The 21,521-nt window shown below is 54.7% G+C and carries 19 protein-coding genes; 7 read left to right on the top strand and 12 right to left on the bottom strand.

Features of this window, described 5'->3' with window-relative positions:
* Positions 1-43: 43 nt before the first annotated feature.
* From rapZ to BMY01_RS14990, 11 genes are all read right to left on the bottom strand, one after another.
* On the bottom strand, positions 44-883 hold the full coding sequence (gene rapZ, locus BMY01_RS15040) for an RNase adapter RapZ (RefSeq protein WP_074748940.1): 840 nt from the start codon (positions 881-883) through the stop codon (positions 44-46).
* 87 nt (positions 884-970) lie between these two features.
* Entirely contained in the window at positions 971-1,915 is a 945-nt protein-coding gene (gene hprK, locus BMY01_RS15035; protein WP_074748958.1) for an HPr(Ser) kinase/phosphatase, read from the bottom strand.
* A 174-nt stretch (positions 1,916-2,089) separates the two neighbouring features.
* Positions 2,090-2,392 carry a ribosome hibernation-promoting factor, HPF/YfiA family gene (gene hpf / locus BMY01_RS15030; RefSeq protein WP_074748939.1) on the bottom strand — a complete coding sequence of 101 codons (303 nt, stop codon included), beginning with the start codon at positions 2,390-2,392 and terminating at the stop codon, positions 2,090-2,092.
* Between the two features lie 27 nt (positions 2,393-2,419).
* Positions 2,420-3,886: an RNA polymerase factor sigma-54 gene (locus tag BMY01_RS15025; RefSeq protein ID WP_074748938.1), complete on the bottom strand. Its 1,467-nt coding sequence runs from the start codon at positions 3,884-3,886 to the stop codon at positions 2,420-2,422.
* Positions 3,887-3,936: 50 nt separating this feature from the next.
* On the bottom strand, positions 3,937-4,743 hold the full coding sequence (lptB, locus tag BMY01_RS15020; RefSeq protein ID WP_254772776.1) for an LPS export ABC transporter ATP-binding protein: 807 nt from the start codon (positions 4,741-4,743) through the stop codon (positions 3,937-3,939).
* 12 nt (positions 4,744-4,755) lie between these two features.
* Positions 4,756-5,292, bottom strand: coding sequence for a lipopolysaccharide transport periplasmic protein LptA (gene lptA, locus BMY01_RS15015; RefSeq protein WP_074748937.1), 537 nt, complete (start codon positions 5,290-5,292; stop codon positions 4,756-4,758).
* 19 nt (positions 5,293-5,311) lie between these two features.
* Entirely contained in the window at positions 5,312-5,884 is a 573-nt protein-coding gene (gene lptC, locus BMY01_RS15010) for an LPS export ABC transporter periplasmic protein LptC (protein WP_074748936.1), read from the bottom strand.
* Positions 5,881-6,405, bottom strand: a complete 525-nt coding sequence (locus BMY01_RS15005) for a KdsC family phosphatase (RefSeq protein WP_074748935.1) — start codon at positions 6,403-6,405, stop codon at positions 5,881-5,883. The genes lptC and BMY01_RS15005 overlap by 4 nt, the downstream gene beginning before the upstream one ends.
* Positions 6,406-6,631: 226 nt before the next feature.
* Positions 6,632-7,576, bottom strand: coding sequence for a 4-hydroxy-3-methylbut-2-enyl diphosphate reductase (ispH, locus tag BMY01_RS15000; RefSeq protein WP_074748956.1), 945 nt, complete (start codon positions 7,574-7,576; stop codon positions 6,632-6,634).
* Positions 7,577-7,861: 285 nt separating this feature from the next.
* Positions 7,862-8,860, bottom strand: a complete 999-nt coding sequence (locus BMY01_RS14995; protein ID WP_254772775.1) for a cobalamin-binding protein — start codon at positions 8,858-8,860, stop codon at positions 7,862-7,864.
* A gap of 121 nt (positions 8,861-8,981) precedes the next feature.
* On the bottom strand, positions 8,982-10,136 hold the full coding sequence (locus BMY01_RS14990) for a 3-deoxy-7-phosphoheptulonate synthase (protein WP_074748934.1): 1,155 nt from the start codon (positions 10,134-10,136) through the stop codon (positions 8,982-8,984).
* A 319-nt stretch (positions 10,137-10,455) separates the two neighbouring features.
* On the opposite strand from BMY01_RS14990, the gene miaA reads away from it, so the two are divergent.
* The 7 genes from miaA (at position 10,456) to BMY01_RS14955 (ending at position 20,636) form a co-directional block, all read left to right on the top strand.
* Complete coding sequence (miaA, locus tag BMY01_RS14985) at positions 10,456-11,379, top strand: tRNA (adenosine(37)-N6)-dimethylallyltransferase MiaA (RefSeq protein ID WP_217638685.1); 924 nt, start codon at positions 10,456-10,458, stop codon at positions 11,377-11,379.
* 59 nt (positions 11,380-11,438) lie between these two features.
* Positions 11,439-11,795 (top strand): BON domain-containing protein, encoded by a 357-nt coding sequence (locus tag BMY01_RS14980; RefSeq protein WP_074748932.1) that lies wholly within the window; start codon positions 11,439-11,441, stop codon positions 11,793-11,795.
* 65 nt (positions 11,796-11,860) lie between these two features.
* A complete protein-coding gene (locus tag BMY01_RS14975) occupies positions 11,861-14,221 on the top strand; it encodes an acyl-CoA dehydrogenase (protein ID WP_074748931.1) in 2,361 nt (786 codons plus the stop codon).
* Positions 14,218-16,209 (top strand): AMP-dependent synthetase/ligase, encoded by a 1,992-nt coding sequence (locus tag BMY01_RS14970; RefSeq protein WP_217638684.1) that lies wholly within the window; start codon positions 14,218-14,220, stop codon positions 16,207-16,209. The genes BMY01_RS14975 and BMY01_RS14970 overlap by 4 nt, the downstream gene beginning before the upstream one ends.
* Positions 16,210-16,272: 63 nt before the next feature.
* On the top strand, positions 16,273-16,692 hold the full coding sequence (locus BMY01_RS14965) for an acyl-CoA thioesterase (RefSeq protein ID WP_074748930.1): 420 nt from the start codon (positions 16,273-16,275) through the stop codon (positions 16,690-16,692).
* Positions 16,693-16,719: 27 nt separating this feature from the next.
* A complete protein-coding gene (locus tag BMY01_RS14960; RefSeq protein ID WP_074748929.1) occupies positions 16,720-19,272 on the top strand; it encodes a 3-hydroxyacyl-CoA dehydrogenase/enoyl-CoA hydratase family protein in 2,553 nt (850 codons plus the stop codon).
* Between the two features lie 161 nt (positions 19,273-19,433).
* Entirely contained in the window at positions 19,434-20,636 is a 1,203-nt protein-coding gene (locus BMY01_RS14955; protein ID WP_074748928.1) for an acetyl-CoA C-acyltransferase, read from the top strand.
* A gap of 90 nt (positions 20,637-20,726) precedes the next feature.
* Here the strand turns inward: BMY01_RS14955 and BMY01_RS14950 are convergent, their stop codons facing one another.
* Positions 20,727-20,915, bottom strand: a complete 189-nt coding sequence (locus BMY01_RS14950) for a DUF3460 family protein (RefSeq protein WP_074748927.1) — start codon at positions 20,913-20,915, stop codon at positions 20,727-20,729.
* Positions 20,916-21,521: the final 606 nt, after the last annotated feature.

Below are 21,521 nucleotides of genomic sequence, written 5' to 3'. Positions count from 1 at the left end.
GTTCGCCGACAGGGCTGCAATGTCGCAGGGGGCGAATAGCGTTTTATGCATTCAATTCCCGATGCCGTACCAGAACCTGATTGTTTTCCGTAAAATAACGCGCCAACCGCTCCACGAAATAAACGGAACGGTGCCGCCCTCCTGTGCAGCCGATCGCTACCGTGAGGTAATTGCGGTTATCGCGGATGAAACAGGGCAACCAGTCATCGACGAATCGGCGAATATCCTCGAACATGCGATTCACGCTGCTGTTTGCATCCATGTATTCGATCACGGCGCCATCCTTTCCCGTCAAAGGTCGCAGAAGGGCCTCATAGTGGGGATTGGGAAGGCAGCGAACATCGAACACCATATCGGAGTCCAGCGGGATGCCGTGCTTGAAGCCAAAAGATTGGAACAGCAACGTCAGGCGCCCGGGTTCCAGCCCGATGAAATCTCTTATCCAGGCTCGCAGCGAGCTCGCGCTCAAGTCACTGGTATCGATGCGGTTCGCCAGATCATGAATTTCACGCAGCATCTCGCGTTCCATCTCTATGCATTCCGGCAGGGTGGATTGATTGTCACTGAGTGGATGACGGCGGCGAGTTTCGGAAAAACGCTTCAACAGCGTATCCGTCTTGGTGTCGAGAAACAACAGGTGGATATCCATTTTCTGCCGCCTCAAGTCGGCCAACCGCTGTGGTAGGAGATGCAAGGTTTCGCGGCTTCTGGCGTCAATGCTGACGGCGACGCGCTCGTGACCGGATTGCTTCAAATAAACCGTCACCTCCAGCAGCAGGTTGGCCGGAAGGTTGTCAACGCAATAGTAGCCGTTATCTTCCAGAACGGTAAGCGCAATGCTCTTGCCGGAGCCTGACAGGCCGCTGATGACGATCAACTGCATAGATTCAAATCGTACCGGATGAGAATATCCGTGAGCGGAAAGGCAGGGAAGGACGAGAAGGTTTTAACTCTGTTTTCGCCCACGTGTTTATGTTTGCCCGTTCTCGAGTTCCTGTTGATGGCGCGCGAAAAATTCCTGACCGCTGTCTATGCCGCGCAACTGCAAAACATAGTTCCGTACCGCCGCTTCTACCAGAACAGCGAGGTTTCGGCCGGCGGCAACTGGAATGATGACTTTCCGGATGTTGACATCCAGGATATTCTCAGTGACATCATTGATTGGCAGCCGTTCCATTGCGTTGAGATCGGTGCTGCTGGGTTTCTGCAAGTGAACGATGAGTTTCATGTTTTTTTTGCGCCGTACCGCCGTTTCGCCAAAAATCGTTCGAATGTTCAGCATTCCCAGTCCCCGTACTTCGAGAAAATCGCGCAGCATGGGTGGGCAGCGCCCTTCGAGCATTTCCGGCGCAATACGATAGAGCTCCACCACATCATCCGCCACCAATCCATGTCCGCGACTCACCAGTTCCAGCGCCAATTCGCTCTTGCCGACACTGCTCTCGCCGGTAATCATTACGCCGAGGCCAAGAACGTCGAGCAATACACCATGCCTGCTGCAGGAAGGAGCAAGGACTCGCCCGAGATAGGGACGTAATATCCAGAGAATCTCGAGACTGGAGTAGGGTGTACAGAAGAGAGGGGTACGGGTGGAATCCGCCAGGGACCTTATGGAATCGGGAACACATGTGCCCGCCGTAACAATGATGCATAGCATGTCGCTTTCGGCAAGCCTGCGCATATGTTGTTCGAGGGAAGCAGGATCGAGCGCGTTGAGATATTCGGCCTCGGTTTCGCTCAGTACCTGAATCCAGTTGGGATGGATGAAATTGAGGTGTCCGATCATCCCCTGCGTCGAACGCGCGATCGCTTCATTATCGAGACTCCTGTCGCCTCCATCCCGTCCCGCTTCCCAGGTGAGATCCAGTTTCTGGCGTTTTTCCTCGAAAAGCTGTCTGGCGTCGATTCCGACCATCTGGTTGAGTACCTCCCGATTATCAGGATTGGGAAAAATCATGAGCTTCTTCCCGGGAGTTCCGGAACAAGTTCACGGTTTCGGAGCGAAAAGCGGTGTTGAGTCCGTTGATGCAGAACTCTTTATCGTTGCTACACCTGATCGTTGATTCAGATTGCCCTGATCCGCAATTCCTTAAACGGCATCCGTGCGTTGGCTTTCATTTTTCTCCTTGCGGCGGACCAATTGACGATCGAGTTTATCAACGAGATTATCTATGGAAGCATACATATCGGTGCTGCCTGCCTCGACAAAAATATCATTGCCAGGCACCCGGGCCAGCGCCTCCGCCTTGTGCTCCAGTTTTTCCACGGAAAGGGTCACTGTGATATCCACAATCTGGTCGAAACGTTGAGTGATCCGGCTCAATTTGGAAACAACATAATCGCGCAATGGAGGGGTGATTTCGACTTGCCGACCTGTGACATGGGTGTTCATTTGTGGCTCCTATGAAATGAACTGGGGTTAAAACGATTTCCGAAGATTGACGGAAGGAATTTGCAAGGACTCCCGATATTTTGCCACGGTACGGCGAGCAACCATGATACCCTGCTGCCCCAGGACCTCCGAGATCTGATTATCGCTGAGCGGCTTCCTCGAGTTTTCTGCGCTGATCATTTGCTTGATCAACGCGCGAATGGCGGTGGCGGAGCAGGCACCGCCACTATCCGTTGATACGTGGCTGCCAAAAAAATACTTCAATTCGAAAATACCGCGCGGCGTACGCATGAATTTCTGCGTGGTAACCCGCGAAATGGTGGATTCATGCAGATTCAACACATCGGCGATTTCCCGCAATACCATCGGACGCATCGCAACTGCTCCATGCTCGAAAAACTGCTGCTGGCGTTCCACAATGGCTGCCGAGGCCTTGAGGATGGTGTTGAAACGCTGTTGTACGTTCTTTACCAGCCATTTTGCTTCGTGCAATTGGCTGATCAGCCGACGGGTAGAGTCATCATTGCATCCTTTCAGGATCTCGGCATAGAGCCGGTTGATCCTGAGACGCGGCATTGCTTCCGGGTTAAGGCTGGCTACCCAGGAACCGCCGACTTTGGTCACAATGACGTCAGGTACGATGTAGCAGGCAACTGCGGAGCTGAAGGCCGTGGCCGGTCTCGGATTCAACCGCGTTATCATCTGCTGGACGGAACGAAGACAGTCGTCGTTGCAGTGCAGCACCCGCTTGATGGCGCTGAAGTCTCGGGATGCCAGACTTTCAAGATGATTGTTCACTAGCGCCAATGCCTGCTGCAGGTAGGGCGTATCGGGGGGCAGCGCCTGCAGTTGCATGACGAGGCATTCTCTCAAGTTGCGCGCACCGATGCCGGGGGGATCCAGGTGCTGCAAATGTTCGAGGGCAATGTGCAGGTCGTCGATATCTATTGATAGCTCGGCGGGCAACAGATCGACCAATTCTTCCAGGTCCTGGACGAGATAGCCATCATCATCCAGGCTGTCGATCAGTAATCCGGTGATCTTTCTATCGCGTTGGGAGATCTGGCTCAGGCTGAGCTGCGAGTTGAGGTGGTCGCGCAGATTCGGAGGTTCCACCGCTTGCTGCGGAATATCACGTTCGTCCTCATCGTCCCGGTTGTGTCGAAAAACGCTGTCATCCGGAAGCCACTCCCGCTCGTCGAGCGGCTGCTTCACATCGGTTTCTGCTTCGACGGAGAGAATAGGGATGCTTTCCTCGGCAACCTCCAGCTCATTTGGCAACGGTGCGGCCAACTCCTCCGGTATGACGTTATGATAATCCGTACTGTCGTTGCCGATGCTGTCATCAAGTTCCAGAAGGGGATTCTCCTGCACGATGCGCTCTATCTCCTGGTTCAACTCTATCGTGGAGAGTTGCAATAACCGGATGGACTGCTGCAATTGCGGCGTGAGCGCCAGATGTTGCGACAGCTTGACTTGAAGAGTTGGTTTCATATTGGAAAAACAGCGATAAAGCCGGTTTCAGGTAAAGCGAAGCTTTATTTTCAAAGGCGGAAATGTTCTCCTAGATAGACTTTTCTCACATTTTCATTATAAATGATTTCGTCTGGACTGCCGCTCGCAAGCACCCTGCCGTCGCTTATGATGTAGGCATGGTCGCAGATTCCTAATGTTTCCCGGACATTATGGTCGGTGATCAGCACACCGATGCCCCGCTCCTTCAGAAAGCGGATAATTTTCTGAATGTCCAGCACGGCAATGGGATCCACTCCGGCAAACGGCTCATCCAGCAAGATGAAATGTGGCCCTGTCGCCAGCGCCCGGGCAATTTCAACACGCCGCCGTTCCCCGCCGGACAAACTGATGGCCGCACTGTTGCGTATATGACTGATATGCAAATCATGCAGCAAATTGTCGAGATGCTGCTGCATCTCGTCAGCCCCATGGTTTTTCAATTCCAGTACAGCGCGAATATTGTCGGCTACCGAGAGTCGCCTGAAAATCGAAGCCTCTTGCGGTAGATAGCTCAAACCAAGGCGTGCGCGCTCATGCATGGGCATCTGGCTGAGGTCAAGCTCATCGAGGACGATGCTGCCCCCATCCAGCGGTACAAGGCCCACCATCATGTAAAAACAGGTGGTCTTGCCTGCGCCATTGGGCCCCAGCAAGCCAACGACTTCTCCGCTTTTAACCGAAAGGGAAACATCATGCACCACCGTGCGCGACTTGTAGCTTTTTTTCAGATTTTCCGCTCTGAATTCACTTCTCTTTCCTGAGAAAACCAGGGAAGCTTCAGGGGCCTGGGAAGCATGATTGGCGTGACCGCGGGCTGAAGAGAGGGGAAGTTCCATAATGGTGTTCGTTTATGAATTGTCTGCCTCGGGTTTGGGCTCCTTCTTTTTGGGCTGTATCACGGCTCTCACCCTGCCCTCGGAATGGGTTTGGGTGCTCGTTCCACCCTCGCTATTTACCTGGAAGAATTCGTTGACCGCATCATAGGAAATATAGTCCCCATGAACTTCATCCTTTCCGCGTCTCAACCTTGCTTTCTTGAAAAGCTGAACCTTGTCGGCCTTGCCATCGTATTCCATACGCTCGCTCCAGCCCTCCACGTATTCATCCTTGCCATCGCGTTTCTGGCGAAAACTGGCAAGATTGCCGAATGCAGTGGCGTATTGAAAACCGTTGGCGTCTTCCTTCACTGTCATCTTATCCGCGCGAATAATCAGTGTTCCCTGTGTCAGTACGACATTGCCGATAAAGGTAGCCAGCTTGTTGGCATCCTGCACGGTGGCGCGGTCGGCCTCCAGATGCACAGGCTTCTCGCTGTCGGCCCGCTCGGCCAGAACCGGCGCGCTGAAGAGCATTACAACGAGAAAAGCGGCAGACAGGGGTTTCATGGGAGCCGTGAAAGAGAACCTAGCGTTTCTTGTCATGCACGACCTTTACTTGCGACAACAACTGGGTATTGCCGGTACGATTGTTCATTTCCATTCCAATCGCTCTGATAGTGGCGTTCGTTTCAGTTATCTCTACGGGCTTGTCCGTTCGTGCAATGTCCTGGTCGGGAATGAGATGCAGCAGACTGGTTGTCAAGATTGTCTCACCGCGGCCTTTACCCGCGTTTCGGACGATCACCACATTGCCACTCAAATAAATGTCTTCGCCCTCGGCAGACATCTTCGCATGATCCGCCTGCAGTTGTACTGAAGGTTTACCGGGTTCGATAGTAATTAAGCGTGGTTGTTCCAACTCAGCCGAATCATCGTCGGGATAATGCACCATTTTTTTTCCGAGAAGCATTTTGTATCCCGCGTCGTTCTCATCCGTGCGAATGGCAGAAAAATCTTCCAAAACATAATCGGGCGCCCGTACCGATATACTCTCCGGCGCAAGCAAAGGTGTGTGCCCGTCCTGGTTCAGCAGGATTAGCAATGATGCAAACAGGGCTACTATAACGAAAAGGAACCCGAAGCGAAGGCGACCAATCATGTGAGATAAGTCGCAAGATGCGCGTCCAACGTGTCCTGTGCCTGCATTATCATTTCGCAGATCTCGCGCGCCGCACCTCGCCCTCCTTCCAGACGGGTGATATAGTGCGCGTGCTTTTTCACGAGGGCAGGCGCGGCAGGCACAGAGATGGCAAGACCGCAGCGCAGCAGGATCGGCAGATCGATTAGATCATCTCCCACGTATGCACAGACGGATGCATCCAGCTGCTGGTCCTCGAGCAAGGCCTCGAACGCGGGAAGCTTGTTTTTTGCGCCTTGATAGACGAGAGTAACGCCCCAGTCCTTTGCCTTCAAATCCACGCAGCGGGACTGACGGCCAGTGATAAGCGCCACCTTGATTCCCGTGGCCTTGAGCATTTTCAGGCCGTGGCCATCCTGGCTATTGAACGCCTTGATCTCCTCACCTCCGTCCGTGAGATAGAGGCTCCCATCCGTGAGCACGCCATCCACATCGAAGATAACCATCGTGATCTTTCTTGCCTTTTCGTATATGTGTTGCATTTTGCTATTGGCTGAAACAGTCGGATCGAATGAACTTGTAAAAACTCTGGAACAACCTGCATGCGTATGAATGCCGAAACTCGGTGAGAACGTAGGAGATGAATGAATGCCGCAGCTACCCGCTGTGTCGCTGTGAGGTTGCCGCGTCAGCCCGAGCGGGCACTGATGGACGGAAGCAAGGAGTTTCCGATCTAAGAGAGTAAAACTATCCGATGAAAAGCCGGGATCAGTTTCTTGGCAATGGGAACACCACTGACTCGACCACTCCTCTCAACTCTTCCACCACCACTTCCCTTTCCGCTTGCTCTGACACGATTTGTCTGAGTCGCGAGATGACTTCCTGTACAAGTACTTCCGGCGCCGATGCCCCCGCAGTAATACCGATCCGCATTTTGCCTTTCAGCCAGGCTTCCTGCAATTGTTCCGCCCGGTCCAGCATGTACGCGTCCACGCCGGCATTTCTCGCGACTTCACACAGGCGGTTTGAGTTGGAGCTATTGGGCGAGCCCACCACAATCACGAGATCGCACTGCTTGACCATCGTTTTTACCGCATCCTGCCGGTTCTGGGTGGCGTAGCAGATATCATCCTTTTTGGGACCGAGGATGTTGGGAAAACGACCTTTCAGGGCCTGGATCACACGATTGGCATCGTCCACGGATAAGGTGGTCTGGGTCACGTAAGCCAAGTGAGCCGGATCCTGCACCTGCAGTTTCTCGACATCCTCTTCTGTTTCCACCAGATACATGGAAGGACCATCTCCCTCGGCCTGGCCCATGGTCCCTTCCACCTCCGGATGTCCCGCATGGCCGATCATGATGATTTCTCTTCCCTGGTCACGCATCCTTGCCACTTCGATGTGAACTTTGGTCACGAGCGGACACGTGGCATCGAATACCTTGAATTGTCCCGCCTCGGCTTCGCGTCGCACCGCATGGGAAACTCCGTGAGCACTGAAGATCAGAATGCTGCCGGCTGGGACTTCATCGAGATTCTCGACAAATACTGCTCCCTTTTTTTCCAGATCCTCCACTACGAAACGGTTATGCACCACTTCGTGGCGCACGTAGATCGGCGCGCCATGCACACTCAGTGCACGCTCGACAATTTCGATTGCCCGGTCCACGCCTGCACAGAAACCGCGAGGGTTTGCAAGCAATACCTTGATCATTTCGCCGTTTTCCATTAAATACACCTCATTCAAGCACAAATACCGTTGGCGGTACGGTTAGCATTCGACATATACCCTCAAATTTAATCCTCTGGATAACCTCTGTATGCCTGCGAGTGCCAGCCATTCTACAAATCGTGAGGCATTCAATGCAGGGCGGGGAAGGCAAAAGCATTAACGCTTATTTTACCATTCATCTGTTTTCTCAAGAGAAATTCTTATCCTCCTGATTGACAAATCCGCTTCCGAGGGCCTGCCGGTGCATGTTCACGGGGGAGCACGAAATCAGGGATCAGGCAGGCGAGCGGTTTTCCGGCGGGAACGAACGCGTTCCAGCTGTTCGCAAACCAGACGGGTCCCCTGCAACACGCGCGTCGTCTGGCGTTGGATCAGATCGGGGTGCACGAAAAATACATTGTTATTCCTCACCGCGTTGAGCGGCGAAAACTGCCGGAGGAAAGCCTTGACTTCAGCCGGCGCGCTTTCGTCCTGCTCCAATGAGACACTGCTGATGATGGCATCCGGATCCACCTCGAGCAGGTTTTCCCCGGATACCATTGGTGTCAGGGAAGATGCCAGCGCAAACACGTTCGTGCCGCCGCATACACGGATGACATCGCTGATGAGGTGCTGGTTGTTTACCGTCATCAGCGGCTGATGCCAGATCAACTGGAATACGCTGATCCTGGGCCGGTTGCTGTAGCTGCTCTCGATCCCCTGCAATTCCTCCTCATAGGCTTTCGCTGCCCGTTGCGCTGGCCCTGATGTGCCCGCCAGCGTGCCGATAGTTCGCAGCAGGCGCGGCACATCAGCCAGCGTGACTGCTTCTGTCGCAAAAACAGTCAGGCCAAGCCTTTCCATCTTCTCGATATCGGCTCTGGCGTTGCCACTGCGCCAGGCCAGCAGCAGATCGGGCTGTAGTGCGACAATTCTCTCAAGATCCAGACTGAATGAGTCCCCTATGTCGGGAATGGATTTTGCGGTATCCGGATAATTGCTGTGCCTGCTGACTCCAACCAGTTTTTTCCCAGCTCCAGCAGCAAATATCAATTCAGTGATATTGGGCGAAAGTGAAATGATGCGCATTGCAGCGTGAGTCATACGAACACTGCGACCGTCATCGTCCGTCATTGTCTCCGGAAAACCCGATAGAGATGTTCCGGTGGGAGTAGCAAAACCCGGGGAGGATGCCGATCGAATTACGCCGCCAGCATTACCGGAATCCATGAAAGCCGATGTAAACAATGCGAACAGCAGCATCAGGACCTGGCGTATCACGGTCACGCTGCCCCCCTCCCGGTATGTTTATGGAGAAGAACTGGAAAGAATGAGGAAAGGGAAGCTGAGGCAGCCGGCAGCGCGGTGTGCCTGGAGTGTCTATTCGAAAAGAAGTTCAGACTGGCATTCAGGCGCTTTGTACCGAGGAGGACAGCGCTGGTTCGGCATCCTCCTGATAACGCTGGGCAAGGGCAACACGCTGCTCGTAAGCTTTCCGAGCAATGGCCACGTCTTCCAAGAAAAGCGGCAATTCCCTCATCAACAACGCCTGAGGTCCATCCACCAGCGCTTTCCCCGGCGCAGGGTGAAAATCCACCAGTATCATATTGGCGCCGGCGATGACGCCTTGCGCAGTTGCATGCATGATATCGAGTATGCCATCCGGGGACGCGGCTCTCATTCCGACAGAATGCGACGGATCAATGCAGACTGGCATGCGTGTCAGCCGTTTGACCACTGGCACATGGGCAAAATCGACAAAATTGCGATGCGGATCTCCCATGTTGGTTTTCATGCCGCGCAGACCGAAAACGACTTTGCGGTTACCCTCGGATGCCAGATATTCCGCAGCGTTGAGAGATTCATCCAGGGTAATACCAAAACCACGCTTAAGCAGCACCGGAAAATCCTGCTGGCGTCCCACTATTTTCAGCAACTCGAAATTCTGGGTGTTGCGCGTGCCGATCTGCAGCATGACCCCGGTGGCATTGCCCGTGCGATAAAGCGCATCACAGATTTCCTCGAGATGGGATTCGTGGGTGATTTCCATGGCTATCACCCGGATGCCGTATTTTCCGGCCAGTTCGAATACGTAGGGTAAACAGGCCTTGCCGTGGCCCTGAAACGAGTAGGGGCTGGTACGGGGCTTGTAGGCTCCCATACGGGTGCACACTTGTCCGTGGTCCCGCAGCGCCTGCATCATCAGTTCGACGTGCTCGAGCGTATCCACTGCGCACAGTCCGGCAAAAACGTTCAGCGTATCCTGACCGAAACGCACTCCGTTATAATCGAAATAGGTAGGCCGGTGATCATCCTTGTGTCGGCCAAGAACACGATACTCCTCCGAGATCCGGACAACCTGCTCTACACATGGCAGGTTTTGCATATCCTCGACCAGCAGCGCCTTCGTGTTCCCGATCAGATACACTTCGGTGAGCGTCTGCTCGCTGCCGACCTCGGTGCGCACCCGAGTGGATATTCCCGGCATATTGGCAAGATACGCCAGTAACTGTTTGTAGTCGGGACTTTCAGGTCCGGTATCCGGGCTAAGTACAAGAATCATAAAATAGAATTGGTTTGGGCAAACGCGGCGGGCTTGGGCGCCCAGTCAAGGAACGGATTCTAACCGAAAAAACCAATGCTTGTCATTCAATCGAATATCGCGTTTAATCCCTTGAATAAAACAGATTTCAATCCCGGACCACTCGCAACGCAAACCGGAAACCATCCGAAGCGCCTTGGCGAAAATATAGAGGTTGATCCACGACATAGGCAATTACCATAGGCATAGCCTTTTCCCGGCTACCGTGACTGAACAGGGCAGAAGAATCCGGAATGAAAAAAAAGCGGACTATTCCCCCTATCCGTCTGCCATTTTTCTGATGGGGCCGACGGCAAGCGGGAAAAGCAGGCTCGCGCTGCATATCGCACGTTATCTTCCGGTGGAGATCATCAGCGTGGATTCGGCGCAGGTCTATCGCCACATGAATATCGGCACTGCGAAACCAGGCGTGGAAGCGCTGGCGGCCACGCCTCATCATCTCATCGATCTGATCGATCCGCATGAGCATTATTCTGCTGCCCGGTTCCGCACTGACTCACTGCGTACCATGCGTCAGATTACGGATCGGGGCAATATTCCGCTTCTGGCAGGCGGCACGATGCTCTATTTCAAGACGCTCCTCGAGGGGCTTTCGGAACTTCCTTCCGCGAACAGCGAGTTGCGCGCTGCGATTGAAGCCAAAGCCCAAAAAAACGGCTGGCCCGCGATGCACCAGGAGTTGTTCCGGCTGGACTCCGTCAGCGCGGAACGCATCAAACCAACCGACAGCCAGCGCATACAGCGCGCCCTGGAGGTGTTCTATCTCACCGGCAAACCCATGTCGGAAACACTGAGCAAGCCGAGAAATGTTTCACTACCCTACGAGGTGGTCAAGATTGCGCTCGTTCCCGGCAACCGTCAGGCACTGCACCAGCGCATCGCAGACCGCTTCGAGCAGATGCTGAAGCATGGATTAATTGATGAGGTGCGGGCAATCCGTGATAAATTCTATCTCAGTGACGAAAACCCTTCGATGCGGTGCGTGGGTTACCGGCAGGTATGGATGCATCTGGAAAACGCAACCGACGCATTGCGAATGCGGGAAATGGCGTTGGCCGCAACCCGGCAATTGGCGAAACGCCAACTCACCTGGCTTCGTTCCATGAAAGAAATCAGAGAATTCGACTGCCTGCAAGAAAATCTGCCTGAACAGGTGAAAACGTACCTCCTCAACACTGGATTGAAGTTTACAGAGGTTTCATAATCGGTAATTATTTGATCAGCGCGAGATTGGCATTTTTTACTCTGACCAGGAAAAATAAAATGATCGATAGATATAAACCTGTAGTTTTAGCCGTCGCCTTCGCAGGCGCCCTCTCCCTGGCGAGTTGCGGAAAAGAAGAGAAGGTGCATGAATCATGGAAGACGCCGGAACCCCAGGCGGTTGTGGATGATAGCACGCTCAACAGTTCGATACAGGGCGCCTTGAAGGCGGATCCGGATGTCCGGCATCTCGACGTCCGGGTGGAAGCGCATAATGGAACGGTAATGCTGAGCGGTTTTGCGGATAACCAGGCTCAACTGGATCGTGTCAACATGCTCACGTGGATGGTTGAAGGAGTGAAGAAAGTGGATAACAAGATGAATGTCCGCGGCGCCCCCGCTCCGGCTGACGGCTGAGAAGTCGCACCCGTATAGAGAGCCGGTTTTTTACAGGTGTCACAAACCTACCCAGGAAAATTACCTTGATCTCATCTCTGCTTCTGACGCTGATTTTAGTTGCCAGTGTCATCATTTTCGTACCGCAGGTGCGCCGCATCCTCATTTCCAGCCGCCTGCTGAAAATCTTCCGTAAGATTCTGCCCCATATCTCGCAAACCGAGCAGGAAGCGCTGGATGCCGGCACAGTATGGTGGGAGGCAGAGCTGTTCAGCGGCAGACCGGACTGGAGCAAGCTGCTGGCATTCCCCAAGCCCAAGCTGCAGGCGGAAGAAAAAGCCTTTCTGGAGGGCCCTGTGGAAGAACTGTGCGCCATGCTGGATGAATGGCAGATCACGCGGGAATTGCATGATCTGCCGCCCCACGTATGGCAGTTCATCAAGGACAAGGGGTTTTTTGGCATGATTATTCCCAGAGAGTACGGGGGGCTGGGCTTTTCCGCATTCGCGCACTCCGAGGTCATCATGAAAATCAGTTCACGCAGCGGCACCGCTGCAGTGACTGTAATGGTGCCCAATTCGCTGGGCCCCTCTGAATTGCTGCTGCAATATGGCACGGAAGAGCAGAAGAGCTACTATCTTCCGCGGTTGGCGAAGGGATTGGAGGTGCCATGTTTCGGGCTCACCGGACCTGAAGCAGGTTCGGATGCAAGCGCCATTCCCGATTCGGCCATCATATGTTATGGCACGTTCAACGGTAATGAGAAGGTGCTGGGCATGCGCGTAACCTGGGAGAAGCGCTACATCACGCTTGGCCCGGTCGCGACCCTCCTCGGACTTGCATTCAAGCTCCATGATCCGGATGGACTTCTGGGCGGCCAGAAGGATCTTGGCATCACCCTGGCACTGATTCCCACTGATACGCCGGGTGTTGAGATCGGCCGCCGCCATTTTCCGCTCGATGCCGCCTTTCAGAACGGACCCAATTCGGGAAAAGACGTTTTCATCCCCATGGAGTATGTGATCGGAGGACTCGAAGGGGTAGGACGGGGCTGGCGCATGCTGATGAACTGTCTGGCCGCGGGCCGCTCCATCTCCCTGCCCGCCACCAGCACTGGCGGAGCCAAGCTGGCCACACGCGCAACGGGCGCTTACAGTAGAGTGCGTGTGCAGTTCAAGCAGCCTATCGGATTTTTTGAGGGTGTTGAAGAAGCGCTTGCACGCATCGGGGGTCATACGTACATGATGGATGCGGCGCGAATGATGACTGCGGGGGCAGTGGATCTCGGGCAAAAGCCTTCCGTGATCTCCGCCATCGTCAAATACCATCTCACTGAGCGGGGACGCGAGGTGATCAATGATGCAATGGATGTGCATGGAGGCAAAGGCATCTGCCTGGGGCCCGGCAACTACCTGGGGCGTAGCTATCAGCAGATTCCTGTCAGCATCACTGTGGAAGGGGCCAACATCCTTACGCGAAACATGATCATTTTCGGCCAGGGCGCGATACGCTGCCATCCGTACCTGCTGAAGGAAATCCGCGCCGCCGGAGACTCCGACACGAAGCGGGGGCTGGTGGAATTCGACAAGGCTCTGGCCGGGCATTTTGTCTTTACGGTCGGCAATGGCTTGCGATCGCTCATGCACGGGCTTACCGGCGGCAGGTTTGCGAAGGCGCCGCTCAACACAGATTCGGAAGTACAGGGTTACTACAGCCAGCTGACGTGTTGCTCGGCCTCTTTCGCCTTTCTCGCCGATATCTCCCTTCTGGTTCTGGGCGGATCGCTCAAACGCAGGGAGCGTTTGTCTGCGCGCCTGGGCGATATTCTAAGCCTTCTCTATTTATGCTCCGCTGTGCTGAAACGCTTTAATGACGATCGTCGACCCCCTTCTGACTTGCCGCTGCTGCATTGGTCCATGCAGGATGCGTTGTATCGCGTGCAACAGGCATTCGATGGGGTACTGGATAATTTTCCCGCTACCGGATTTACGCGACGCGTACTGCGATTCATGGTGTTTCCGCTGGGCAAACCGTTCTCTCCGCCCCCGGACGAACTGGAACACAAAATTGCAACATTGATGCTGGCGCCCAGCGAAGCACGTGATCGCCTCACTGCCGGTATTTACATCCCCACAGCCAAAGACGAGCCGCTGAATGTTCTGGAACAGGCATTGCAGCATGCAGTGTCCTGTGAGGCAACGGAAGCCAAGCTGCGTACGGCGATAAAGAGCGGGCAGATTCCCGCGCAGGAAGAAGAGAGCATCGCGGCTGCCCTCAAGCAAAGAGTCATTACGTCCACGGAACTGGAAATATTGAAAAAAATGGGAGCCTTGCGGCGCCGCGTGATCATGGTGGATGATTTTCCTTCTGACTTTGGCTCCAGATCGGACAAGGCAACTGAGGCTGCTTCGCAATCAACGGATGAGCAACGCATGAGCACTATATGAACAATGCCTCCGCCAGCCGGCAGCAGGTTCGATCGGCGTTATCTCCGGCAACAACGCCAAGCGAAGCGGAAACCCCTACAACACCTGGAAGACAGGACATGGCGGGCATCATTCCGGTGGAAACTGCGGGAACTCTGGATGGATTGTTCCGCGAGCGGGTACGCCGCACGCCCGGAGCGATAGCCTATCGGGATTATGACCGCTCGAGCGGCAAGTGGCGTGACCTTACCTGGTCGCGAATGGATGAGCGCATTGCACATTGGGTGATTGCGCTATCGAAGGAAAAGCTCAAACCGGGTGACCGCGTCGGGATAATGTTAAGAAATTGTCCGGAATGGGTAATGTTCGAACAGGCTGCGCTGAGGCTTGGGCTGGTGGTAGTGCCGCTTTATCCCACTGATCGCCCGGATAATGCGGCCTATATCCTTCAGGATGCAGGCGTCAAGATACTTCTGCTGGAGGAATTGGGGCAGTGGCTCGCTTTCTCCGAAGTGCGTGACCAGATGGCGGGGCTTGTGCGCGTCATCATTATCCAGGGCAGCGTCAGGCAGGGTCATAGAGGGAACGAGCTCGTACTTGCGCTGCATGACTGGCTGCCAGAGTGGTTCCCCGGCGAGAGACCGACCGAGTCGTTGCCAAGCGTGGAACCCGTCTATCAGCTTCCTGCGGAGCCGGAGCATCAAGCTTCCGAAGAAGCCGCGCTAAGCCGTGTCCTCGCTCGTGATCCGCACCAACTGGCTACCATCATTTATACATCGGGCACATCCGGGCGCCCCAAGGGCGTGATGCTCAGTCATCATAATATACTGACGAATGCGCATGGCTGCCTGCAGGTCGTACCGATCGAAGAAAGCGATGTGCTACTCTCCTTTTTACCGCTGTCCCACACGTTTGAGCGAACTGCCGGTTACTATGTGCCGATGATGCGGGGTTCGACAGTGGCGTATGCGCGCTCGATTCCCCAGCTGCAGGAGGATCTGCTGATCATCCGGCCGACCATCCTCGTTTCGGTGCCCCGAATCTATGAGCGCATATATGCCGGCATTCGCGCCAAGCTGGCGGAGGGTCCCTTGCTGAGCCGCAGGCTGTTCGATCTTGCAGTCGAGATCGGGTATAACCGGTTCGAGTATCAGCAGGGGCGCGCCGAGAAGCATTTTTCCCATGCGCTGTGGCCGTTGCTGGAAATACTGGTGGCAAAGAAGGTGATGAGCAAACTGGGAGGGCGGCTGCGCGCAGCAATGAGTGGCGGAGCCGCATTATCGAGCGAGGTTTCCCGCGTATTTATCGGCTTGGGCCTACCCATCCTCCAGGGCTACGGTATGACGGAAAGCAGCCCGGTCGTTTGCTGCAATACGATCGAGGACAATGTTCCATCGAGTGTCGGACGGCCTATTCCAGGGGTGGAGGTGAAGCTCGGCGAGCAGAATGCCTTGCTTATTCGCGGACCTAACGTCATGCTCGGTTACTGGAACAATGAGGAGGCCACGCGAGCGGTAATGATCCCGGACGGGTGGCTCAATTCGGGCGATATCGCGGAAATTGATGAGTCCGGGCATATCACCATTACTGGTCGGGTAAAGGAAATCATTGTCATGTCGACCGGGGAAAAAATTCCGCCTGCCAACATGGAAGCAGCGATTCTGCGCGATCCGTTATTTGAACAGGTCATGGTGGTTGGCGAGGGACGTCCTCATTTAGCTGTGCTGGCAGTTCTCAATTCCGGAAATTGGGAAAGCATGGCAGACGAATACCATCTCGATCGGAACTGGCGCCGTCTAGGAGGCGATCCGAAGTTCGAAGAAATCCTGCTGGAACGCATCGCTTATCAGATCAAAGGATTTCCAGGTTATGCCAAGATATATCGCGTTGCCGTAGTGGCCGAGCCGTGGACAGTCGAGAACCAGATGTTGACCCCGACGTTGAAACTGCGGCGTACTTATGTGCTGAACCATTACAAAAGCGAGGTGGACAGGCTCTACACGAAGTAATGAGCAGATCATTGCCTGTCATGCCAAAATTCACGGTAGAGTGAGCAGTTGAAATCATGAAAAATGACAGACAGTGACACTGAATCTCAGGTATCGCTGCCTGAGGATTCTGACCCGGTGCTGCGGCTGGTGCCGATGCCTACGGATACGAATTATGCGGGAGACGTATTCGGGGGCTGGATCATGGCGCAAGTGGATATTGCCGGTAGCCTTCCCGCCATCCGCCGGGCTCGTGGTCGCGTCGTAACCGTGGCCGTGAATTCCTTCGTATTCAAGCAACCGGTATTCGTCGGCGATGTCGTAAGCTTCTATGCCAATATCGTCCGGATTGGGCGGACTTCCATTACGGTGGATGTGGTCGTGTATGCGCAGCGCGGATTACGGCAGGGCGACAAGGAAATATGCTATCGAGTGACGGAAGCGGTGCTAACCTATGTTGCGGTCGATGAGCATCGCAAGCCGCGCGTGGTTCCTCCCGAGTGATGTGGACATATCGTATTGGAGGTAAAAGTGAATAATTCTGGATTCACCGTGCGCAAGGCCGCCGTTCTCGGCGCAGGAGTCATGGGAGCGCAGATTGCAGCGCATCTGATCAATGCGAACGTTGAAACTCTCTTATTCGAGCTTTCCGCCGGAGAGGATCCCAATGCGAATGTAGTCAAGGCAATCGAAAATCTTAAAAAGCAGGACCCCCGACCGCTGTCAAGCACAGCCAGAGCAACATTCATACAGCCTGCGAACTACGACCAGAACCTTGAACTGCTCGGGGAGTGCGATCTCGTAATCGAAGCGATTGCGGAGCGCATGGATCTGAAAACGGGACTGTATGCAAAAATAGCGCCGCATCTCGGGGAACGCACAATTTTTGCCAGCAACACATCGGGACTGTCCATCAATCAACTGGCACAGGTGTTCCCGGAAACACTGCGCCACCGTTTCTGCGGTATCCATTTTTTCAATCCGCCGCGCTACATGCACCTGGTGGAATTGATACCCTGTACAACCAGTGATAGCACCATGCTCGACGACCTGGAAGCCTTCCTGGTTACTTACCTGGGCAAGGGTGTCGTCCGCGCGAAAGATACGCCCAATTTTATTGCCAACCGGATTGGTGTATTTTCCATGCTCGCCACCATGCATCACGCAAGCGAGTTCGGACTTGGATTCGACGTGGTGGATGCTTTGACCGGTTCCCTCATTGGGCGCCCGAAAAGTGCGACTTTCCGTACTGCCGACCTGGTGGGACTGGATATTCTTGCCCACGTGATCAATACCATGCGCGAAATGCTGCCGGGTGATCCCTGGCACGAATACTATGCAGTGCCACCCTGGTTGCAAGCCCTGATAGACAAAGGCGCGCTCGGTCAGAAGACGAAGCGCGGGGTATACCAGAAAACAGGCAAGGACATTCACGTCCTGGATATTGCACGAAACGAATATGTGCTCTCGGCGGGCAAGGCGGACCCCGATATAGCGGAACTGCTCAAAGACAAAAGCCCTGCCGGCAAACTGGGAGCCCTACGCGCCAGTCCTCATCCGCAAGCCCAGTTCCTGTGGGCGGTGTTTCGCGATCTGTTTCATTACTGCGCGGTGCATCTCGAGGAAATAGCGGACAATGCCCGTGACCTCGATTTTGCCATACGCTGGGGCTTCGGCTGGACGCAGGGTCCGTTTGAAACCTGGCAGGCCGCCGGATGGGGCGAGATCAGCGGATGGATCAGCGAAGACATCGCCGCTGGAAAGAGTATGAGCAGTGTGTCGCTGCCCGAGTGGGTACACGAATTGGGGCAAAGCTCGGGGCAGGCAGTCAACCCGGACATACAGGGAGTACACAGGAAGCCAGGCTCTTACGCGCCTTCCAGCAAGAGTTTTCGGCTACGCTCCTCGCTACCGGTATACCGGCGGCAACTGTTTCCCGACCGGCTGCTGAGCGAAGAACCCCGGTATGGCCAGACCGTATTTGAAACCCGGGCGGTGCGGATGTGGAGCATGCCGGAAAAGGCTGAAGCAGGTGGTCGCATGGAAAAGGGCGACGACGGCATTGCCATACTCAGCTTCAAGAGCAAGATGCACACTATCGGTAGTGACGTGCTGGATGGGATTCAACAGGCGATAGACGAAGCTGAACGTAACTGGCGTGCCCTGATAATCTGGCAGACCGAGCCTCCCTTTTCTGCTGGTGCCAACCTGAAGAAGGCAACCGAGCGCCTCAAGAACGAAGAGCCTCCTTCAGCCCTCAACGTATTGGCGAAGAAATTCAAGAAAACAGCGCAATCCGCCGTACTCAAAGCCGCGCGCAAGCTCAATCTTGCGGATGCGCTGATGGCGGGCAAGCTGGCGGAAGTGGAAGCAATGATTGCGCAATTCCAGCAGACTTCACAGGCATTGCGCTATTCGATGATTCCAACGATTGCGGCGGTGGATGGGCTTGCGCTGGGAGGCGGTTGTGAATTCATCATGCATTGTGATCGTGCGGTCGCTACCTTAGAGAGTTATATCGGACTGGTGGAAGCCGGCGTGGGATTGCTGCCAGCGGGAGGAGGCTGCAAGGAGTTGGCGCTACGCGCAGCGCAGAAGGCGAAAGACGGCGATCCTTTTCCCGTGCTGAAAAATTACTTTCAAAGCGTGGCCACGGCCCAAGTGTCGAAAAGTGCGGAGGAAGCCAAAGAGCTGGGATATCTGCAGCGTGCCGATGAAATCGTGATGAACCGGTTTGAACTGCTTTATGTTGCCAAGGCGCTAGCGGTGGCAATGGCGGAGGCGGGCTATCGCCCTCCGCTGAGAGCGCGCCGTATCCCCGTTGCCGGCGCAACCGGCATCGCGAACATCAAAGGCATGCTGGTTAACATGCACGAAGGTAGCTTTATCTCGGATCATGACTTTCTGATCGGCACCAAGATTGCCTCTGTGATGTGCGGCGGAGAACTCACACCCGGAAGCCTGGTCGATGAGGAATGGTTCCTGGAACTCGAACGGGATGCGTTTATCGAACTGCTGGCAACCGAAAAGACCCAGGCGCGCATCGAGCATACCTTGAAAACGGGAAAACCCCTCAGGAACTGAGGAAAGCCGGCAACTTAACGACTTACAGCTGATCAGAAAGAACAAACGCAGATAAGAACGAAAAAGGCAACGAGAGCAGTTTTCAGTAGTACGACAGGGAAGCCGAGGACGGTCAAAGCCATCATCGTTTTTATTGTGAATCAGCGTAAAGGAAATTTATCATGACAACGAAGCAAACCAGCGATGCTTACATTGTATCTGTCGTCCGCACACCGGTAGGCAAGGCGCCGCGCGGAATGTTCAAGACCGTGCGCCCCGACGACATGCTCGCCCACGTATTGAAGACTGCCGTCAATCAGTGCGAAGGTCTCGACCCTGCTGCCATCGAGGATGTGATAGCAGGTTGCGCCATGCCGGAGGCGGAGCAGGGATTGAATGTCGCACGCATCTCGCTTCTGCTGGCGGGGTTGCCGAACAGCGTGCCCGGAATGACAGTGAACCGTTTCTGCGCATCGGGATTGCAGACCGTGGCGCTTGCCGCCGACCGTATCCGGCTGGGAGAGGCCGATGTGATCATAGCGGCCGGCACCGAGAGCATGAGCATGGTACCGATGTCAGGCAACAAGCCGGCTTTGGACCCGGCTATATTCCTGCGCGATGAAAACGTGGCGATCGCCTATGGCATGGGTATTACCGGGGAAAAAGTCGCGCAGCGGTGGCAGGTCAGCCGTGAGGCTCAGGACGAGTTTGCGACGACGAGCCACACAAGGGCGCTGAGAGCAATCGAGACGGGGGAGTTCGAGCAGGAAATTGCCCCCTATACTGTAGTGGAAAAGCGACCCGATATTGCTTCCCATGAAATACGCGATGTGACAGTGGTTCGGGATACCGATGAAGGCCCCCGACCGGGCACGAACCCGGAAGTTCTTTCCAAGCTCAAGCCGGTGTTTGCAGCCCATGGTACGGTGACAGCGGGTAACAGTTCGCAGATGTCCGATGGCGCAGGTGCGGTGGTGCTGGCAAGCGAAGGCGCGTTGAAGCGGTTCAACCTGACCCCGATAGGCCGCTTTCTCGGCTATTCGGTAGCGGGCGTGCCGCCGGAAATCATGGGCATCGGTCCAGTGAAGGCAATACCGAAGGCGCTAAAGCAGGTGGGCCTAAAACAGGACGATCTCGACTGGATCGAGCTGAACGAGGCTTTTGCCGCACAAAGCCTTGCAGTCATCAATGATCTCGGATTAGACCGGCAGAAGGTTAATCCACTCGGGGGAGCCATTGCGCTCGGCCATCCGCTGGGCGCCACCGGCGCCATTCGCGTTGCGACGCTGCTGCATGGCTTGCGCCGGCACCATCAGAAGTATGGCATGGTGACCATGTGCGTGGGTACCGGAATGGGTGCAGCAGGGGTGTTTGAAGCCATGTAACGTGTTTCAACCGCTTTCGGTCGCTTCCGTCACACTGGAAATCCGGACGGGGGAGTGCCCGGAAAAGCTTCCAGGCTCCCAGGGGGATGTCTATTTTCCGAAATAGACGTAAGCCTTTTGCGGCACCGCGGATTCCTTGAAACGCCGGCACTCTTCCGGGTCCAGCTTTTTGTCCCACCAGATTGCGCGCGCCTCCCGCTGGTCCTCCGGCAATTTCGGATTTTTCTCGAACAGTTCACGCATGAACCGGGTGTGATCGGATTCGTAAAATTTCGCCATGATCCTTCCTTACCTTTTCCTTCCATTCTCCAGTTACAACTGCCTGAAAACTTTACCACAAATCCCGCCGCTTCGCATCAGGGAAGACCTATGTGAGACGGATAAAAGGCGATGATAAATGATAGGACCGATATTACAGCTACGCCTACCTTTCGACACTATCTTGAACGCCGGTAATACGGAGAGCCGTAATTCAGTAAATAAGAAATGGCGCAAAGCCGCAATAAAAAAGGCCGCATAAGCAGCCTTGTTCACTGCGTATCGCTTCTTTCGATTGGCGTACCGTTTCGCCTATTAGGCTCTGTGCGGGAATATGTAACTCCTGATACGCTCCCCGGTCTGCCGGAGGTAGGCGCAGCCGGGGCTGTCGGGAACCCCATTAGTTCTTCACTCATACAAATCCATCTTAGGAGCAAGTAAGCGAGTATCTAGCTGATCATGGGGACAATCTTTTTTCAACACGTGAACAATTAATGCCTTGCGGACAGAGAGCGAAAATTCCTGCTCTCAATCCAGCTCTCATCACAGTTTCCAGTGACCGCAATACAGGCGCACTCTGGGAGGAACTGCAAGCTGGGCCTCCCGATTTTTTCCCCTATATCCCCT

Source organism: Nitrosospira multiformis (genome assembly GCF_900110185.1).
Lineage (GTDB): Bacteria > Pseudomonadota > Gammaproteobacteria > Burkholderiales > Nitrosomonadaceae > Nitrosospira > Nitrosospira multiformis_A.
This window is presented reverse-complemented; position numbering and strand designations above follow the sequence as displayed.

Bases quoted from the DNA above. Each gene is read 5' to 3' on its own strand.
- rapZ (WP_074748940.1), bottom strand. From the start codon at position 883: ATGCAGTTGATCGTCATCAGCGGCCTGTCAGGCTCCGGCAAGAGCATT.
- hprK (WP_074748958.1), bottom strand. From the start codon at position 1,915: ATGGTCGGAATCGACGCCAGACAGCTTTTCGAGGAAAAACGCCAGAAA.
- hpf (WP_074748939.1), bottom strand. From the start codon at position 2,392: ATGAACACCCATGTCACAGGTCGGCAAGTCGAAATCACCCCTCCATTG.
- BMY01_RS15025 (WP_074748938.1), bottom strand. From the start codon at position 3,886: ATGAAACCAACTCTTCAAGTCAAGCTGTCGCAACATCTGGCGCTCACG.
- lptB (WP_254772776.1), bottom strand. From the start codon at position 4,743: ATGGAACTTCCCCTCTCTTCAGCCCGCGGTCACGCCAATCATGCTTCC.
- lptA (WP_074748937.1), bottom strand. From the start codon at position 5,292: ATGAAACCCCTGTCTGCCGCTTTTCTCGTTGTAATGCTCTTCAGCGCG.
- lptC (WP_074748936.1), bottom strand. From the start codon at position 5,884: ATGATTGGTCGCCTTCGCTTCGGGTTCCTTTTCGTTATAGTAGCCCTG.
- BMY01_RS15005 (WP_074748935.1), bottom strand. From the start codon at position 6,405: ATGCAACACATATACGAAAAGGCAAGAAAGATCACGATGGTTATCTTC.
- ispH (WP_074748956.1), bottom strand. From the start codon at position 7,576: ATGATCAAGGTATTGCTTGCAAACCCTCGCGGTTTCTGTGCAGGCGTG.
- BMY01_RS14990 (WP_074748934.1), bottom strand. From the start codon at position 10,136: ATGATTCTTGTACTTAGCCCGGATACCGGACCTGAAAGTCCCGACTAC.
- miaA (WP_217638685.1), top strand. From the start codon at position 10,456: ATGGGGCCGACGGCAAGCGGGAAAAGCAGGCTCGCGCTGCATATCGCA.
- BMY01_RS14980 (WP_074748932.1), top strand. From the start codon at position 11,439: ATGATCGATAGATATAAACCTGTAGTTTTAGCCGTCGCCTTCGCAGGC.
- BMY01_RS14970 (WP_217638684.1), top strand. From the start codon at position 14,218: ATGAACAATGCCTCCGCCAGCCGGCAGCAGGTTCGATCGGCGTTATCT.
- BMY01_RS14965 (WP_074748930.1), top strand. From the start codon at position 16,273: ATGACAGACAGTGACACTGAATCTCAGGTATCGCTGCCTGAGGATTCT.
- BMY01_RS14955 (WP_074748928.1), top strand. From the start codon at position 19,434: ATGACAACGAAGCAAACCAGCGATGCTTACATTGTATCTGTCGTCCGC.
- BMY01_RS14950 (WP_074748927.1), bottom strand. From the start codon at position 20,915: ATGGCGAAATTTTACGAATCCGATCACACCCGGTTCATGCGTGAACTG.